The sequence below is a fragment of the Anaerosolibacter sp. genome, from assembly GCF_029240175.1.
GTDB lineage: Bacteria > Bacillota > Clostridia > Peptostreptococcales > Thermotaleaceae > Anaerosolibacter.
The window spans coordinates 65,001-83,447 of sequence record NZ_JARBTM010000005.1 but is presented as its reverse complement, the minus strand read 5'-3'; the positions used below and the strand labels follow the sequence as shown (position 1 = coordinate 83,447).

Here is an 18,447-nt window from a genome sequence, read left to right as displayed (position 1 = left end):
GATGTCCTCTATATTTTTATAGCAACTTTCGACATTCCATTTATTTTTTTCAATCATTATTCGATTGTTTCTCTTCTTACTAGTTTGCGATCTACTAATTTATCATTCATACTCCCTTTAATATCCATGTATATATCATACTTTATCATGTTATAATCTCTACATGATAAAGGTTTCACTTTTCCTTAAATTTTTTTCTCTTAAGAATAGCAATTGACACAGCAGGAATAGAAGTATAAAATTTAAAAGGTTGTATTAAAACATAAATTCCATTATCATAGATTATTTAAGATAAAGAAAGAGGTAAACGATGGCTGAAGAAACTTTAAGCTTTATAGATGAAGTGCGAAGAAGAAGAACCTTTGCAATCATTTCTCATCCCGATGCAGGTAAAACTACCCTGACAGAAAAACTATTATTATACGGTGGCGCTATCCGCTTGGCCGGATCTGTTAAGTCAAGAAGAGCCCAGAATCATGCCGTATCTGACTGGATGGAAATTGAAAAACAAAGAGGTATCTCTGTTACTTCCAGTGTGCTCCAGTTTGATTACAATGGCTATTGCATTAACATCTTGGATACACCTGGTCACCAGGATTTCAGTGAAGATACTTATCGAACCCTTATGGCTGCTGACAGTGCCGTTATGGTGATTGACTGCTCTAAAGGGGTCGAAGATCAAACAAAAAAATTATTTCATGTATGCAAAATGAGGGGCATTCCCATCTTTACTTTTATTAATAAACTCGATCGTGCCGGAAGAGATCCTTTTGAACTTTTAGAAGACATCGAGAACGTTTTAGGCATTCGCTCTTGCCCTATGAATTGGCCCATTGGTACTGACAGAAATTTTAAAGGGGTTTTCAATCGTCAGAAAAAGCAAATTGAGCTCTTTGGTGATGGCAATCACGGACAATCCATTGCCAAAGCTATGGTGGGAGACATTACTGATGAAAAATTTAGAGATCTCCTAGGCGCAGACCTTCATGAACAATTGATGAATGATATCAGCCTATTGGATGTGGCCGGAGATGAATTCAATATAGAGCAGATTTTAAATGGTGAGCTAACACCTGTATTCTTCGGAAGTGCTTTGACAAACTTTGGCGTTGAACCTTTTCTAGAATCATTTTTAAACATCACCACGCCTCCAACGCCCCGTCCAAGCAATTTAGGTGAAATTAACCCAGAATCAGATAATTTTTCTGGCTTTATCTTCAAAATTCAGGCCAACATGAATCCTACCCACAGAGATCGAATTGCTTTTTTACGGATTTGTTCTGGAAAGTTTGAAAAGGGTATGTCTGTTAATCATGTGCAAGAAAACAAAAAGGTAAGATTGTCACAACCCCAGCAGTTTTTAGCCCAAGATCGTATTGTAGTAGAAACTGCATATCCTGGCGATATCATCGGAATCCATGATCCAGGAATTTTTAAAATAGGTGATACCCTATGCCAGGATCAATCAAAACTACAGTATGAAGGTATACCTTTATTTGCCCCTGAGCATTTTGCTAAAATATATACAAAGAATGCTCTAAAACGCAAGCAATTTATCAAAGGAATTACCCAATTGGCTGAAGAAGGTACCATTCAGGTTTATAAACGACCTGATATTGGTGTAGAGGAATTGATCGTTGGTGTAGTGGGTGCCCTTCAGTTTGAAGTTTTGGAATACCGTCTTAAAAATGAGTATGGGGTGGAAATCATTATGCAAAATCTTCCCTATCGATATATCCGCTGGGTTGAAATGGATCGTTTTGATCCAAAGACCTTTAGCATTACCATGGATACAATGATTGTTGAAGATGAAGATGGACATCCAGTGTTGTTATTCCAAAACGAATGGTCCATCAATCAAGTAAAGGATCGAAACAAAAATGCTGTCCTAAAAGAAATATCCTTACGTAAATAAATTAATAAAAAAACCCACTACCATCGGTAATTCCTCAAGTAGTGGGCTTTTTTTATCACTCTGCTTTGATTAACTTGTCCTTTTGTAATATATGCTCTAATGTCCAGTTAAAAATAAACGCCAATATATCCTCTAAGTATTTTTCAGGATTTTCGTCCACATTATCAAAATCTATTGCATTGACTTTTCTAATAAAATCGTCGTGTTCTACCTTCTGACTAAAATATTTGCGATAATTAATTTTCTTCATGTATTCTTCTTCCGACTTAAAATGAAACATGGTATACTGCCGCAAATCTTCGATGATTTCAACAATCTTGTCATACTTATCCGTACAAAACTCATCTCTTAGAAGCTTATAGGCACTATTGCCAATTTCAAAGAGATGTTTATGCTGGGCATCAATCATTTCAACGCCTATGGCATACTCCTCTTTCCATACCAACATGTAGATTTCTCCCTTCCACCACCGTAGTTACATAATATCAATAATATACCATAAATACATTAAATCTCCAACACATTCTTTTACAATTCGACACGTTTTACTTTCCAAGAAAAAAAGAGCCTTGGCTCTTTTTTCAACAGACTAATCTAGCTTTGTACGATAACTGAAACACCATCGGGTACAACTGTAACGGTTGCATCGGCTCCTTTTATTTCGTAGGCCATCTTTAATGCTTCCTCTAGGGTATAGGCATGGAGCATATGCATATCTGTTACCATCTTTGGATCACATTGATCGGTAACAAGAATCACCTTATGATTTATAAGTATTCTTGCCAATATTTGTGATTCCCATTGATCAGGAATCGTCTTTTCCATGGGAATCTCCATAATTTTATCCATGATGATTTGGGCAGTGGCGTTTTCTAAGAAGGTATCATAGAAGGCTTTGCCACCATGCCCATCGTTGCATGCAGCTGCAATAATTATGATCCCATCTTCTTTCGCAGTAGCCTCTGCTGCTGTCATACCTTTTACCGCTTGATAAATATTTTGATCTAATGGATATCCGCCATTTGATGTAATCGCAATGTCTGCCGGCTGGGCCTTCACACTGGCCAATTCAGCAACAAAACCGCAGCCTTTCTCATGGGCCGCTACCCGATTGCCAGCGAATGCATTTATGATTCTTTTTTCGCTGTCGATGACCACATTAAAAATGAATGCTAGCTTGGCAACCTCTGCTGCATATACCATATCCTTATGAATCGGATTTCCATCTAGGATTCCCGTTCTAGCGTATTCACTGGCGATAAATTTAGAACAATGATTGGCGAGTACGGTTGTACCAGCAGCTACACCTGGCAGTACACTTTTTCTGCCACCGGAAAAACCAGCAAAAAAGTGGGGTTCAATGAATCCTTCTGCCACCAGCAAGTCTGCCTCCATGGCCAGCTTATTCAATATCAGTTTTCCGCCCGATGGCAATATCCCTACATCCACCAAGCTGCTTTTATCCCGACAATCATGGTTTACGAGCTTTTCGTTCCTAACGATTTCTTCTCCAAATTTATTGATCATTTCTTCTTCAGTTGTTAATCGATGAAAACCCGTAGCAATTAATATGGTAATATCCGCATTGGGATTACCCGATCTAATTTCCTCTAACAGTAATGGCAGTGTTATTTTACTGGGTACAGGTCTTGTATGGTCACTGGTAATAATGACCACATTGTTTCTTCCCTTTGCCAGTTCCTTCAATCTAGGTGATTCGATAGGATTCTCTAGTGCTTTCCTTGCAATGGTCACTTGGTCCTCATCTGTCTTATAATGATGAGCTTTGGATTCTAATACAGCCAACAGATTCTTATCTGCTACTTCTAAATCAACAAAGCCTTTGGAATAGGGTATTTTTATAGTCGCCACAGTCAGTACCTCCTTTTATTTTCCTACAGATAAATATTGGCAGGAGTCTCCTTCATAGAAGACTCCCATCTGTATTAATCTAAATCAAACATTTTTCCAGGGTTCATGATATAGTTTGGATCCCATGCTTTTTTGATTGCTTTCATTAAATCTAATTCAGCCGGGTCCATATTTTCCAACATATAACCTTTACGTTTCACACCGATGCCATGCTCACCGCTGATCTTACCACCCAGTTCTTTCGTTGCCAGATATAGTTCCCTCAAAGCCTTTGGCTCGATTTCATGCCAATGCTCCAAGGTATGATTTGGATTCTTTACAAGGGTTGCATGGAGATTGCCGTCACCTGCATGCCCATAGCAAGGAATCTTTATATCATACTTCTCAGAAATACGATCCAACTCAGGAATAATATCAGGGATGGCTGCTATAGGCACAACAATATCCTCTAAGCTTTGAATTGGACTCACTACTTTAAACGCCTCAGCAATATTCCTTCTAACGCTCCATATCCTCTCTTGGGTCGTATAGTTATCGGCAACATAAACCTCGATGGCTCCATTTTCCATACACAGATCACCTATAGCCTCTGCGTCTAGCTCAACCTGTTCTTGGTTTGTACCATCAACTTCAATCAATAACATGGCTCCCGCTTGCTGATATGGCAAACTTTCATTCAGGTATTCACAAGCGGTCTGAACGGACAACTTATCCATAAATTCCATACTAGTTGGAATAGTTCCTTTGGCCATAATAACAGGTACAGTGTCGATGGCATCTTTTGGTGTTTTATATAACACAAGAAGATTAGATTTCGCTGTAGGCAAACCAGTCAATCGAATCGTTGCCTTCGTAACAATTCCTAGTGTTCCTTCAGAACCTACCACCAACTGCTTAAGATCATAACCCGTAACATCTTTAGACAGCTTACCTCCTAGGTTTACAATTTCGCCCTTCGGTGTAACAAGTTCCATTCCCATAATGTATCGGCCAGTTACGCCATATTTTACAGCCCTACCGCCACCAGCATTCTCAGCTATATTACCACCCAGGTAACAAGTCTCCAAGCTCATTGGATAGCCAGCGTAGAAGAGTCCGTTTTCTTTTATAAGTGAGTTGATCTCGTTGGTTACGATACCTGTCTCAGCCGTCAACATCATATTTCCATAATCTATATCCAGAACCTTGTTCATTTTTTCCACAGATAAAAGAATTCCCCCAAATATTGGTATAGCTCCGCCTGAAAGACCACTGCCTGCACCCCTTGGTGTTATGGGAATAAGCTCTCGGTTCGCAAGTTTAACAATTTGTGCGATCTCTTCTGCTGTGGATGGTGTAACAACTACCTCAGGCATATGACCATATTCTTCTGCATTTGTTTCATCATGGGAGTAGGCTTCCATTTTTTCTTCATCACTGAAAACATTTTTAGCGCCTACGATCCCCTTCAACTCTTCGACAATCTCTATGGTAACGGGATTATATCTCATCTTATTTCGCCTCCTTCTTATACGCTTCCAACCTGGCATTAATCTTTGGAATCACTTCGAAGAGATTACCTACGATACCAAAGTCTGCCAGTTGGAATATATTTGCATCCTGATCTTGATTGATTGCCACAATATATTCAGAGGTTTTGATTCCTGCCAAGTGCTGAATAGAGCCAGAGATACCAGCGCAGATGTATAATTTCGGTGAAATTGTCTTTCCGCTTAGACCAATCTGATGAGGATATGGCAGCCAACCCCTATCTACGGCATCTCTACTAGCGCCCAATACCCCGTCAAAATGCTTGGCTAAATCCCGCAGAAGAGCAAAGTTTTCTTGTTTTTTCATCCCCTTACCACCAGCGATAACTACTTCTGCTTCCTCAATGTTCACAAACTCCTCTACATCTTTTCTAAAGCCTACCATTTTTACACGATGATCTACAAGTTCATCTTTCAATACTAACCGTATGATTTTACCTTCTCTACTCGTATCCAGTGGTAATGGCCTGCTGGATTTCGGTCTTACTGTAGCCATCTGTGGATTATGACTTGGTGTTTTAATCGTAGCCATAATATTCCCACCAATGGCCGGACGTGTTTGTAGTAGATGATTTGTTCCTTCTTCAATGTCTAGTTCAGTACAATCTGCAGTTAAACCAGTACTCACTTGAATAGCTACATAGGGCATCAAGGTTCTTCCGCTTGAAGTGGCAGCAGCTAGAATTGAATGGGGATGATACGTCTTGATTAAATCCGACAATACATTGCTGTGAGTCTCAACAATAAAGTTTTCTAACTGCGGGTCGTCTATAAAATATACTTCATCAGCGCCTCTATATATCAGCTCTTGTAACGTTTCATCAGAAACATTGCTGCCCAATAAAACTGAACAAAGCTTTGTATCCATTTTATCAGCCAATTTTCTTCCTCTGCTTAATAGTTCGAAGGAAACTTCCCTTAGTTTGCCCTTACTTTGCTCGGCAATCGTCCATACATAACTCATCTATAATCCCCCCTATATCAATTCTTTTGCTTCCAAGAATCTAATCAATTCTTCGACTGCCTCATTGACTCCCTCTTCGCCTGCAGCCTTTACAACTTGGCCGCCCCTTGTAACCTTTGGATATCCAATCTTTACTACCTTTGTAGGAGATCCCTTTAATCCGATATAAGATTCCTCTAACTGTAAATCTGCAGCTGACATGACTGGAACTTCGCTTACTCTTGCTTTTTTCTTACCTCTAAGGGTAGGAAGCCTTGGATTACTGATTTCTTTCACTACCGTTAGCAACGCCGGCAGAGGCATTTGCAATACCTGATACCCATCTTCAACCAATCTTTCAACCGTAATGCTTTCTGTTGTAATCTCATCGATCTTACTGACATATGTAGCCAGGGGAATATTCAACCATGCTGCAATCCCAGGGCCTACTTGACCAGTATCACCATCGGTAGCCCGCTCTCCTGCAAGAACCAAGTCATAATCGCCTATATGCTTAATTGCTTCTGACAATGTATAGGAGGTAGCCCATGTATCAGCCCCGGCAAACTTTCTATCAGAAATAAGGATTCCCTCATCACAGCCCATAGCGATTGCTTCTTTTAATGCCTTTGTAGCTGTTTGTGGTCCCATTGTACATACGGTTACCTTACCGCCGAACTGCTCCTTTAGTTGAATGCCCGCCTCAATAGCATAGAGATCCAATGGATTTATTACACTTACTACTCCATCCCGGATCATAGTGCCTGTTTCCTTATCCATCTTTACATTACTCGTTTCGGGGACCTGCTTAATTGGAATAATAATGTTCAATTTCATTCCCTCCTCATCATGATTGATTGTTAAGATGCAGGACACGCTTCTAGTCGTCCTGCATCTTTTATTGAATAGCTATTTATGCCATGATTGTTTTAGAATAGTCCTGGTACGAAGAGATACATGGCAAGGTAAGCAAAAATACCAGCTACCAAAGCGTATGCGAAACAAGGTATGACGTTGGTACGGATTACTTTACCTTCTTTACCTAGTACGCCTACGGTTGTACATGCAGCCACCACGTTGTGTATACAAATCATATTTCCAGCTGCGCCGCCAACTACTTGCAGGCCAAGAATGATCAGTCTAGACATGCCTATTTGATCGGCTACCCCAAATTGGAAGCCTGAGAATAAAATATTGGATGTGGTATTACTACCAGACATGAAAGCCCCCAATATACCAATAAACGGTGCAAAGATAGGCCATACGCCTTGGAAAATATCAGCTGTTGTTCTTGACAACGCAACCATCATACCTACTTCACCCGTGCCGTTATTACCTGAGTTTAACATTACCTGCACCATTGCAATTGCAAAGCTTAAAGCGATAGCCGCTGGTATCACCTGCTTAAAGGAGGTTCTCCATGTTTCTTTCACCTTAACGCTGCTCATTTTGTGCATAAAGATTGTGATAACTGATACCAAGATAAATGCTATTGTTCCAGGCAAATATAAGTATTGTAAGGAATAATTCAACTTCGTTCCTAAGATTTCTTTCCAATAGATTGTAAAGGTTGGACCTGTTAAAATCGCTTTTAATCCTAGCTGTGGAATCCTTGTAACAACCAATATCAATGATACGAGAATGTACGGAAGCCAAGCTAAGAAACTGCTAACTTCTGGGGTATCATCTTCTGTTGTAGCTGCACTTTCAGATGCACCTAACCATGAGCTGTCCCATTTGCTGCTATTGGCGAAATCCCAAGTTGTTTTTGGCTGAAGAAAACCATTTTTTGTAGCTGTGATAACGATGGCAATGGCAATTAATCCAGAGGCTAAAGAAGGTAGTTCCGGACCAAATACAAATGCAATAAATACGTAAGGTACAACAAATGCAAGACCTGCAAAGATGGCAAAAGGTGCAACCTCAAAACCTTCTTTAAAGGATTTCTTTTCACCAAACAATTTTGTCATCATACATACGATGATCAAAGGCATAAATGTGCCCATGATCGCATGGGGTAATGCTGCCCATATCCCTACATTTTGAAGGAAGCTAGGTCCTGTAAATCCTGCTGCTTCAAGTTTTGCCATAATTTCAGGGGAGCCCAATATGGAAGATACACCACCTAAAATAGGTGTGCCAACTGCTCCAAAGCTTACAGGTGTACTATTTCCTACCAAAGCCAGCATAGCTGCTGCCAATGGTGGGAAACCAAGGCCAACCAGTAGTGGTCCTGCCAACGCTGCAGGCGTACCAAAGCCAGCAGCCCCTTCAATAAATGCACCAAATAAGAAAGCAATTATAATAGCCTGAACCCTTCTGTCGGGGCTGATACCATAGAAAGTCTTATTGATCGCCTTGATTGCACCGCTGTTTTTTAGTGTATTCATCAATAATATTGCACCAAACACAATGATAAGAATATTAAATGCACTTAGGGCACCGAATACAGTAGATCCTGCCAACCATTGGAATGACACTCCCCATTTAAGTGCGGCCAAAACCACTGCTACACCCCATGCCACAGGCATAACCTTTTTTGCTGGCCAGTTAAAGCCAACCATTAATACTATCGTTAGTAAAATCGGTATTGCTGCTAAAATAGCTAACATTGAAAAAGACCCCCTTTTTCTTATTTAATCCTGCTGGTAACGTTTGCCCACCCCTGAGAATAGATCGCCTACTCATCTGATGTCAATCTTCCATTAAATCCTCCTTTCTTTTATTATAGTCATCCATCCATCCGATGGTCTGACCATATAGAAGTTTATTCAATTTATATTTCATTATTCCTTCTTATTTTTGAAAATTCCAATAACTTTTTAGCGTTATTTTTTTAACTACTTTCAACGGTTTTGGCCATTTTAATCATGCTGGCAGATCTGAATTTCAATAAATTTTGCAAGTTTGCTTGTTATCCATTTGTCAACTTACTCGAATTTTGTCGAATAGTATATTGAATCCTGTATACATTTTTATGCCATAATAGTAAGAGCAGGCTAAAAAGCCTGCTCTTACTATTATTTACACTCTTAATTTTTCTTTGCCGATGATAACCCCATCATACTTCCTATGATACCCATGCAGGCACTTAGTCCTATGATCAATATCCCCATATTCACTATCAACACTTCCTGGGAAGGTAATGGAATAAAGGGAAGAGGCCCAGCCATTTGAACATACATATATTTTATGGAGAAGCCTGCCAACACTACCGCCAAACTCCCCCCTGCTGCCGATAGAAACAATCCTTCCAATACGAAAGGGAACGCTATAAACATTTCAGGGGCACCAAGAAGCCTTAGGGTATTTATTTGTTCCCTATTGCTGTATATCCCCTGTCGAATGATATGGGATATAATAACCAAAGTGGATATTCCTACAGCGCCTACCACCACATACCCTAGCAGTTCCAATATTCCCGCTATGTGATGAAGACGTTCTAAAACTTCCCTGTTGTCCCTTACATAGGAAACCCCCTCCATGGCGCTTATGTGGGATAGAACAGAATCCATTTCATCCAAGTGGATCTTTACTTCTACGAATGAATGGAAGGGATTATCCTCAAAATACGCCAATACCTGAGCATCCTTCCCTAGAATTTCTGCCATACGCCCATAGGCTTCATCTTCACCCACCAATCGCGCTGCCTCCACACCCTTTATGGAATTCATACTTTCAACCAGCTCTATTATATCTTTCTTTTCAAGTTGCTCATCGAAATAAGCATTTATTTCTGCTTCGCCTTGAATGACTTCAATAACTTGGTTGCTCATCCACCATCCAGATATGACCATGGCAAGGATAAAGAAAATCAACGTGGTACTGAAAAGTGAAAAAATATTAGACGTTAGATCTAATCTGATGGTCGTTTTCGCCTCTCTAACAAAATATCCTATATTATTTAAAAAATTTTTCATCTTCACATTATCCCAGCCTTTCACAGCAAACACGCCCACCATCAACCTGAATAAGTTTGTCGAGGTTTCTATCATCAATTAAGTGGGTTGCATGGGTAGTAATCACTACGGATGTCTGTTCATCTTTTAGGGAGGCCAAAAGCTCCAATATATTTAAAGCATTGTCTGTGTCCAAATTACCCGTAGGTTCATCGGCTAAAATAAGCGCTGGTTTTCTAGCGATTGCCCTGGCAATGGCAACTCGCTGGCTTTCACCCCAAGATAGATTTTCTACTGAGGCGGACAGTTTATGTGCTAGTCCCACCTTTACAAGCGCATGATAGGCATCTTCTTTTATCTTATTGGGATGTATATCTAGAAAGCGCATACCTAACATCACATTCTCCATGGCACTTCTTCCCTTTATGAGCTTGAACTCTTGGAATACAGGGCCAATACGCCTTCTCAATCTCTGAATATCTATTTCATGATTTGGCTTCATACATTGACCTAATACCCTTAAAGACCCTGATGTAGGGTATTCTACCGCCATAAGAAGCTTTAGAAGACTTGTCTTTCCAGAACCGCTGGGCCCAGTAATATATACCATCTCACCATAGTCAATTTGTAAGTCAACATCGTTTAATGCTACCGTTCCATCCCCATATTTTAAACAAACACCTTGTGCTTCGATCATGTTGTTCTCCTCCTAGCCCTGTACTAAAATGATTTAGGTGTTACTACAAATTCTAATTGTCCCTCTTCTATTTGCAAAGACTTCATCACATAATTACCTAACAATGGTTTCAGATCCAAAGTAGGATAGCCACCTTCCATCAAGTCCTCCAAGGCCCCGTGACCCAAAGCAATCCCATAGAAACTGCCTTCATCAACATTAAACTGCAGCTTGTTCCCTTCTACAATAATAAATGTCCCTGTCAGTACAAGATTCTTTTCAGGTATATCCATTTTAACCTGGCCTGGATAAAAATAAAGGGTCAACTTTGGAAGGCGAGGATTGTCTACAATTATTTCGTTAAATACTTGTTCCTCTACAGATCCTTTTACCCCAAATAAAGAAATGCTCATTTTTATAGCTTTTGGTGGTAGATTATTAGATTCAATCATAGAAGAGAATTCTTGAGAAATATCCATGAAAACAACCTTGAGCTCCTCCCACATCTTTTCAATATTCCCTAGTTGTCCTTGATAATAATCTTTTTCATCTTTAAGTGATGCTAAATAAATCTCTAGGTCTTTTATGCGCAGTAACTTTTTCCCTAAAGTTTCATCTATAGCTTTTTGTTTTTCTTCCGCTAAGGCTAGCTTTTCCTCTAATTCTGATTTTTCAATAGCTAGTTTTCCTCTGCTTGCTTCCAAACCATCAAGCAATTCCCCTGTGTTATGGGTAAGATCACGCAAAGCATTGATCCGTCTTAGAAGACTCACCAGGCTGTCCGAGTCTAGAATAATCTCTAAATATGTTCCTGGGCCTCTCCTTTGATAGCTCTTGAGTACCTCTTTTAACACGGTTTTCTTTTTTTCAAAATCTATCGTTTCATTTTTCAATACCGTTTTTAAAGCTTCAATTTCCTCTACAATAATACCCTTCTCCAAGGAGATTTCTTCTTCTTCTTTCTCTAGTTCCTTGATTTCCTGGGTTATGGTAAATAAGTTTTGAAGAATTTCTCTTTCCTCATCAGAAATCTCAGCCAGCTTTTTCTGTACTTCTAAACTGGAATCTACTAAGCCAGAACCTCTACTCGCTGGGAAGACCATCATAATAATCACCAATATCAAGATTAAAGCGCTTTTGTATCTAATTCTCTTTATAGCAAACATGAAGTTCTCCTCTCGACACGATCATTTCATCCATAGGTATTACCGTTTTTCTAAGTGTACATATAATAGTTCAACGCCATATCATGCAATCCTCTTTCAATAAGAAAATCTTTCCTAATGACCGATAAAGACACCTATAGGTGCCTTTATCGATTTTTATCATTTATTTATTTGTTTGAGCATCAATCATACTTTTCATTTTAGGGAATACCTTTAGGGCGTTATTATAAAATACATCCTCTTGATATCGCTCTGGTATGATATGTTTAACAAATTCTACATAGGGCTTAATCGGCGCTAGAGGCCAGTCCGTTCCGAATAGAATCTTATCATATCGATTGGCGTACACGAATCCCTGTTGAACAGGATCTGTAAAAAATCTTGTGTTTTTCATTTCCTTCACATGCTCCTTGTTTCCAGCAATAAGTCCTGATACATCGGTGTAGACATTGGGATTTTTTAAAATCAATTCTGATGTATCCATCACCCAAGGAACACCTAAATGGCATATGATAAAATGAATATCCTGATGGGCTACAGCTAACTCATCAACGGTTAACGGATGGGAATATTTCAATACCCCCCGTGGGGATTGGGTATCACCACAATGGATCGCCACTGGAACATTATATTTTCGAGCTAACCCATAGATAGGATTATACACTTGATCATAGACATAACAGTGAAAATATCCAGCGTAGAGCTTAATTCCCACTACATGGCTTTTGTTTAGTTCTTTTTCAATTCTACCCAATTCGTTGGGATCTTCTTGTAATCGAATAGGGTTAATCCCCACACAAGAAAACAACAGATCTGGTGCCTCTTTCTTCAAATCCATCCACATGGTGTCATCACATTGACTTCCATCATCCCTTGGCGTGGTCATTACAATGCCCGCAACCACATTTGCCTCCTTAAACTCTCTTATAAGTCCTTTTGCACTATAATCAACCTGCCCAATTTCTCTGGCAGTTTCTTTTAGTCCATCGTGGTTGGAAAAATGCAGATGTGCATCAATTATTTTCAAAGACAATCCCCCTATCACAACCTTTTCTTAAATTTTATCATATTCTATGTTCCTTCTGCATAAGATATTGTTTTTCTTCTAAGCAATATGAAAAAACCATTGCTTTTTTTACAATGGCTTTTTCATATTCCCTACGAACCTATTTTGTCATCCCTGTGTAAATCAAAATGGCATCTCTTAAAAATTCTGCTGTACCTGGCTGTTCTTTATCGTAGTAAGCTTTGAACCTTTCATCGTCCACATACATTTGTGCTAGCCCCGCATGGGCCTCTTTGCTGTATTCAGTCCAATAATAAGTTAACCATTTCTTGTGTAAATCGGCCGCCTTTTGTGCTAACGGGCTGGCTGGATCACCATTCTTAAAGGCTTCAGCCAAGGTTTTTATTACTTGTTCCGCCAATCGTGTAATTTCTTCATGTTCTTCCTGGGTCATATTTTTTAATTTCACGTTGGACTTGTTTACTACATCATCACCATATTTTTCTCGAATCTCTTTTCCATATTTCGTTTCATTGTCATCAATCATTTTCTGCTTAAATCCTTCGAATTTTTCTTTATCTGTCATACTTATTCTCCCTTCTATGCGTCCAATGGTTTTATCAACATTGGCTATCAATAAATCTAATTGTGTTCTCTTTTCAAGAAGCTTTTCACGATGTTCCTTAAGTGCGCTTGCTCCATCAAAGGAAGGTGAAGTCACAATTTCCTTGATATTTTCTAAGCTGACCCCCAATTCTCTGTAGAACAATATCTGCTGTAATCGATCTACTTCACCCTGGCCATAAATACGATATCCTGACGAATTGATCCTTGCCGGCTTAAGAATTCCTATTTCGTCATAATATCGCAGCGTTCTCGTACTCACACCTGCTAACTTTCCTAACTTCTGCACTGTATATTCCATGTGATCACCTCCTGATAATACAACTATACACCTTTACGTAACGTGAATGTCAACGGATATTTTCAATTTTTTTCTGCAATAAATATATGACAATAGGCGTAAACGTGTAAAAGCACGACATGTTACATTAATTTCTATCATTTTGGAAATAATGTTTTTGAAGTAAAAATCAAACTATTGTAAGGAGGATTTTCAATGAAAGTTAAAGCTTTATTATTAACATTCTTTCTAATTACTTCACTTTTTGTAGGCTGTACACAGCAGCCTGCGCCAGCACCTGCTCCAGACCCAACACCACCACCACAAACAACACCGCCAGAAACTACACCAGATGTGACCACCACAGCATCCATCGTAGACAATGCTGAAGCTTTTGAAGCAGCCATAAGCAACAGTGGTACATGGCTTATCGCTACTGTAAATGACATCTCCACAGAGAATGATCTTGTTCTTGATGGAGAATTCAAAAATGGAAAGAAGGATGATGCGGGTAAAGATATTATTCAACGTAAAATCGCCCTTTACACCCAAGATGAGAATCGTAAAGTAACTGCACGATTCACTTTGACAGCACCAAAATTGACAATCAATAGCCCTAATGCCAGAATTCAAAGCGGTACTTTTAAAGGCGATGTTTATGTTTCTGCTCAAAACTTTGAACTTGTTGATGCAACGGTTGAAGGCAACCTATTCTTTACTACAAAGGAAGCTCAAGATACTTTCAAAATGGATGATAACAGCAAGGTAACTGGTGAAACGAAATTACAGCAGTAATATTTTAAAATAGAAGAAGTCCTAATCGACATGGGCTTAAACCATGCTAATTAGGACTTCTTCTCTATTTTCTTATAGTGTCATATAATGCCCAAACCTGGCCAAATACTCCTGCTTTTTTTTATAGTCAGGTACAATGCTCCCTACACGTCGCCAAAAAGATCGATCATGGTTCATATGAATCAAATGACATAGTTCATGGACTATTACATAATCAATGACGTCCATAGGGGCCATGGCAAGCCTATAGTTGAAAGTTATTTTTTTGGATGAATTACAACTTCCCCATTGGCTGTCAGATTCAACTATTTCAACGGCTTTTGGCTTTACGCCTAACTGCTGCTGATAGATCTTTATTCGTTCTCCAATAATTTTTGTACAGCTGGTAATGTAGAATTTTTTGAGATTCTTCTTTAGTTCTTCCTCTTCCAAATCCCTTGTCTTTATCAATTCATGGAGAGAATACTCTTTGCCGAGGTATAAGAATTTCCCATGATCCTCATAGGCTCTTTTTTGGGGTGTTTCTTGCAGCTTTGAAATTTCATCCAATCTTCCTTGTATCCATTGGCCATTCTGCTTTATGGCATTTATAATAATCTCTTCACTAAGATTTTTTGGCGCTTTCACTGTTATGAGACCGATGGCATCCATGTGAATGGATAATTTCTTCCGATTTCCATATTGGATATCGCACTCTATAACACCTTGATCTATTTCTACCTTCATGCGTACCATCTTATTCAACATCCTTATTTATGCTAAAATATTGAAGAACAGCATCTGCTATGGTCTTTGCCAATCGTTTTTGCTCGTTTTTGTTAATTAACCATTCAAACTCATATGGGTTGGGTACAAACCCACTTTCGATTAATACAGAGGGTGCCCATGTAGCCCTGGTAACATAAAGATTTTTATTGTGAATTCCTTTGTTATTTCTCCCCAATTTATTTACCGTATGATTCAAAACTTCTTCTGAAAGGTGCTGAGCAAATTTTTCTCGATAAAAGACTGAGAATCCATCTACCTTCGATATATCTACATTGTCCCCCATACTGTTCCCATGGATGGAGATAAACAGATCGGGTTTCGCACTTCTTGAGGCTGAAAGGCGTTCTTGAAGGGTTACATTCTTGTCCTCAGTCCTTGTCATCAGAACATCGGCTCCAAGTTTCTCCAACTCTATCCGCAGCTTCATGGCAGTATTTAGGTTTATTATTTTTTCTGAGTACGCCTGTCCTAAAGGACCTTGGGCGCCTGTATCACTTCCTCCATGGCCCGGATCGACCATGATTGTTATTCCAGCAAGGGGTGTTGCTCCTTCCTTCGCAGCTACTGGTCTCTTGACATGCAGCATCAGCCCCGTATCTATTTTTTCGATGTAATATCCGTCAATCCTATGACGATCTTTTAATGTCAATATATATTGTGCTTTATTGCCATTGCTTACAAAGTCAACAGATGAGAAGAGAGCTCCCTCTGGCAAAACGGGTTTCACTGCCGATGAAGTATTTAAGATATCAAGACTGATGGATCTTCCATCAAAAGCTGAAAATGCTGTTACTGGGGATGAAATGTTCACTTTAAGCGTATCCCATTTTTCCCCTATGCTATATTCAGCAGCCTTAACCTCCCCTTGCAATTGAGCTGGTGTTGTATAGGTTTTCACACCTTCCTTATTTACCCATTGCCCTGAAGATAATCGTAAAAAGTTACCTGTCATGCCCGTAATGTAATCAGTCATTCCACTGTAGATTTCGTACTCCGCTCCATTAGATGAAGTCGGTACCCCATAGGTGTCTATGACCTCCTTGATTACTTCAGCATAGAAAGGGGAGTTCTTCATGATTACACCCACCTTCTCAGGAGCCGTTCGTGTATTTACTGTGCCCTTATAATTCATCGTATATACTGGCGCCCCTAGGTCAATATTACGGGGTGTACCTTTATAGTCAGAAATAGTGTATTCATAGGTATAGGTATCCTTATAAATTTTTTCTCCCTTGAGTGCTAATCCTGATGGCTTCATAGCATAGCTTTTCCCATCAATCTTCACTGTTACATCTGCTCCCATGGGTGCCTGGCAAGAGAAGGTTATTTTTTCTCCCGACGTCCAGTACTGCTGAGATTGTGGAAAAACAGAATCTGAAGGAATTTCTACCTCGTTCATTTCTTTTGGCGTCGTAGAAGAAGACTCTCTATGGATTATCCGAATAACTTGCGTGCCCTCTTGGGTAAACACAAATTCATTTTCCCCTTCAATAAGGGGCACAAGCACGCCGAAATATCCCTGTTTCGTTCGATTATCCACTGATTGTCCATTCACAAGCAGCGGCTGCTGTGGGTCTGAAGAACCATTCAAATAAAATTGTTCTAAACTTGTTCGAATATTATCAGAGGGCCTCGAAATGCTTAGCGGTTTCTTTGCAATCATTTCATCCTTCTGCTGATACATAACTGTGATCATTGCAGTAAGGCTTGGATTATTCACCAAAGATTTTTGACTAAAAAAGATGCTTCCTTTTATTTCCGTATGATCCGCATTAAGTTTAAGCTGTCTTTCAATTTCCAAGTTGCCATGCCATGGACTGGATGGATTGGCATTTCCTGCCCGATAAGCTGCTTGTCCAATATATAGGTCTACTCCTGTACCCTGGACTGTAGCCTTCCACCAAGACAATAATTTACTATAATCTGCTGCTGTGTATCCAATATTCCAGTAAATCTGAGGTGCAATATAATCAATCCATTTCTCTTTTACCCATTTTCTCGAATCAGCGAATTGATCATAATATGCCTGCATCCCCTGGGTATCACTGCCTAAGGGATTTGTTTTTTTATTTGCCCATATACCCACAGGACTAATCCCAAATCTCACATCTTTTCCTGTGCTCTTTATAGCTTGAGATAACTCTCGAATAAGTATATTAACATTTTCTCTTCGCCAATCGCTGATATTTCCGAAGGCTCCACCATATTTCTCATAGGTCTCTTTATCATTGAAGTCCTTGCCTGGGTAAAAATAGTCATCAAAGTGAATTCCATCAACATCGTAATTCTCAATGATTTCTAAAACACCATCGATAACTAGCTTTCTAACCTCTGGAAGACCTGGGTCATAGTATAGATTTCCATCAGAATGATTCACGATCCATTCAGGATGCATACGAATAGGATTTGAAGAATCTAGTACAGCTATGTCATGATTTGGCTCTCCAGCTATTTTTTTTGTTCCTCTATAAGGATTAATCCACGCATGCAATTCTATCCCCCTCTTATGGGCTTCTTCAACCCAGAATTCTAGAGGATCAAAATCATCTTTCGGTGCCAACCCCTGGGCTCCAGTTAAATACTTTGACCAGGGAAAAATTTTTGATTTATAAATTGCATCTGAAGATGGTCGAACCTGTAAGAAAACAGCATTGAATCCCGTATCAACGGCATGGTCAAGTGTTTGCACGGCTTCATTCTTCAGAACCTCAGGTTCGATGGTTGCTTGGGATGGATAATCAATATTTAGCACCGTTGCCACCCATACTCCCCGCATCTCATCTTCTGCCATTGCATTAGAAGTAATTTCAGAAGGCAGCATATGCAGGAACATCGTAACCAGAATAATAAACATAGTGATTTTTGCTGTCTTTTTCATGGTTCACCCCTCATCTTTTAGTAAAACAATCATATGTACAATATTTCTACATATCTGTCTAAACAACCTCCTCTTTTAACCATTTATCATGGAATT

At 39.4% G+C, this 18,447-nt stretch carries 15 protein-coding genes; 2 read left to right on the top strand and 13 right to left on the bottom strand.

The annotated features are described in order from the left end of the window. Window positions 1-310: 310 nt before the first annotated feature. A complete protein-coding gene (locus tag K0R93_RS04365; protein WP_300298096.1) occupies window positions 311-1,915 on the top strand; it encodes a peptide chain release factor 3 in 1,605 nt (534 codons plus the stop codon). Window positions 1,916-1,970: 55 nt separating this feature from the next. Here the strand turns inward: K0R93_RS04365 and K0R93_RS04360 are convergent, their stop codons facing one another. The 11 genes from K0R93_RS04360 to K0R93_RS04310 form a co-directional block, all read right to left on the bottom strand. Further along, window positions 1,971-2,363, bottom strand: a complete 393-nt coding sequence (locus tag K0R93_RS04360; RefSeq protein ID WP_300298093.1) for a bacteriohemerythrin — start codon at window positions 2,361-2,363, stop codon at window positions 1,971-1,973. A gap of 146 nt (window positions 2,364-2,509) precedes the next feature. Then, window positions 2,510-3,787 carry a nickel-dependent lactate racemase gene (larA, locus tag K0R93_RS04355; RefSeq protein ID WP_300298090.1) on the bottom strand — a complete coding sequence of 426 codons (1,278 nt, stop codon included), beginning with the start codon at window positions 3,785-3,787 and terminating at the stop codon, window positions 2,510-2,512. 74 nt (window positions 3,788-3,861) lie between these two features. Further along, complete coding sequence (locus tag K0R93_RS04350; protein ID WP_300298087.1) at window positions 3,862-5,277, bottom strand: FAD-binding oxidoreductase; 1,416 nt, start codon at window positions 5,275-5,277, stop codon at window positions 3,862-3,864. Window position 5,278: 1 nt separating this feature from the next. Further along, window positions 5,279-6,280 carry an electron transfer flavoprotein subunit alpha/FixB family protein gene (locus tag K0R93_RS04345; protein WP_300298084.1) on the bottom strand — a complete coding sequence of 334 codons (1,002 nt, stop codon included), beginning with the start codon at window positions 6,278-6,280 and terminating at the stop codon, window positions 5,279-5,281. A 12-nt stretch (window positions 6,281-6,292) separates the two neighbouring features. Further along, window positions 6,293-7,096, bottom strand: a complete 804-nt coding sequence (locus K0R93_RS04340; protein ID WP_300298081.1) for an electron transfer flavoprotein subunit beta/FixA family protein — start codon at window positions 7,094-7,096, stop codon at window positions 6,293-6,295. 92 nt (window positions 7,097-7,188) lie between these two features. Next, window positions 7,189-8,871, bottom strand: coding sequence for an L-lactate permease (locus K0R93_RS04335; protein WP_300298079.1), 1,683 nt, complete (start codon window positions 8,869-8,871; stop codon window positions 7,189-7,191). A 420-nt stretch (window positions 8,872-9,291) separates the two neighbouring features. Beyond that, window positions 9,292-10,179 carry a cell division protein FtsX gene (locus K0R93_RS04330; protein ID WP_300298076.1) on the bottom strand — a complete coding sequence of 296 codons (888 nt, stop codon included), beginning with the start codon at window positions 10,177-10,179 and terminating at the stop codon, window positions 9,292-9,294. Window positions 10,180-10,186: 7 nt separating this feature from the next. Then, entirely contained in the window at window positions 10,187-10,855 is a 669-nt protein-coding gene (locus K0R93_RS04325) for a cell division ATP-binding protein FtsE (RefSeq protein ID WP_300298073.1), read from the bottom strand. A 23-nt stretch (window positions 10,856-10,878) separates the two neighbouring features. Further along, on the bottom strand, window positions 10,879-12,000 hold the full coding sequence (locus K0R93_RS04320; protein ID WP_300298070.1) for a coiled-coil domain-containing protein: 1,122 nt from the start codon (window positions 11,998-12,000) through the stop codon (window positions 10,879-10,881). 163 nt (window positions 12,001-12,163) lie between these two features. Continuing rightward, window positions 12,164-13,027, bottom strand: coding sequence for an amidohydrolase family protein (locus tag K0R93_RS04315; RefSeq protein WP_300298067.1), 864 nt, complete (start codon window positions 13,025-13,027; stop codon window positions 12,164-12,166). Between the two features lie 139 nt (window positions 13,028-13,166). Then, on the bottom strand, window positions 13,167-13,931 hold the full coding sequence (locus tag K0R93_RS04310) for a MerR family transcriptional regulator (RefSeq protein ID WP_300298065.1): 765 nt from the start codon (window positions 13,929-13,931) through the stop codon (window positions 13,167-13,169). Window positions 13,932-14,126: 195 nt separating this feature from the next. On the opposite strand from K0R93_RS04310, the gene K0R93_RS04305 reads away from it, so the two are divergent. Next, a complete protein-coding gene (locus K0R93_RS04305) occupies window positions 14,127-14,705 on the top strand; it encodes a hypothetical protein (RefSeq protein WP_300298062.1) in 579 nt (192 codons plus the stop codon). A 72-nt stretch (window positions 14,706-14,777) separates the two neighbouring features. On the opposite strand, the gene K0R93_RS04300 is transcribed toward K0R93_RS04305, so the two are convergent. Both K0R93_RS04300 and K0R93_RS04295 read right to left on the bottom strand, forming a co-directional pair. Continuing rightward, the gene (locus K0R93_RS04300; protein WP_300298059.1) at window positions 14,778-15,440 is read right to left on the bottom strand and encodes a M48 family metallopeptidase; all 663 of its coding nucleotides are present in this window, start codon (window positions 15,438-15,440) and stop codon (window positions 14,778-14,780) included. Between the two features lies 1 nt (window position 15,441). Continuing rightward, complete coding sequence (locus K0R93_RS04295; protein WP_300298056.1) at window positions 15,442-18,351, bottom strand: N-acetylmuramoyl-L-alanine amidase; 2,910 nt, start codon at window positions 18,349-18,351, stop codon at window positions 15,442-15,444. Between the last annotated feature and the right edge of the window lie 96 nt (window positions 18,352-18,447).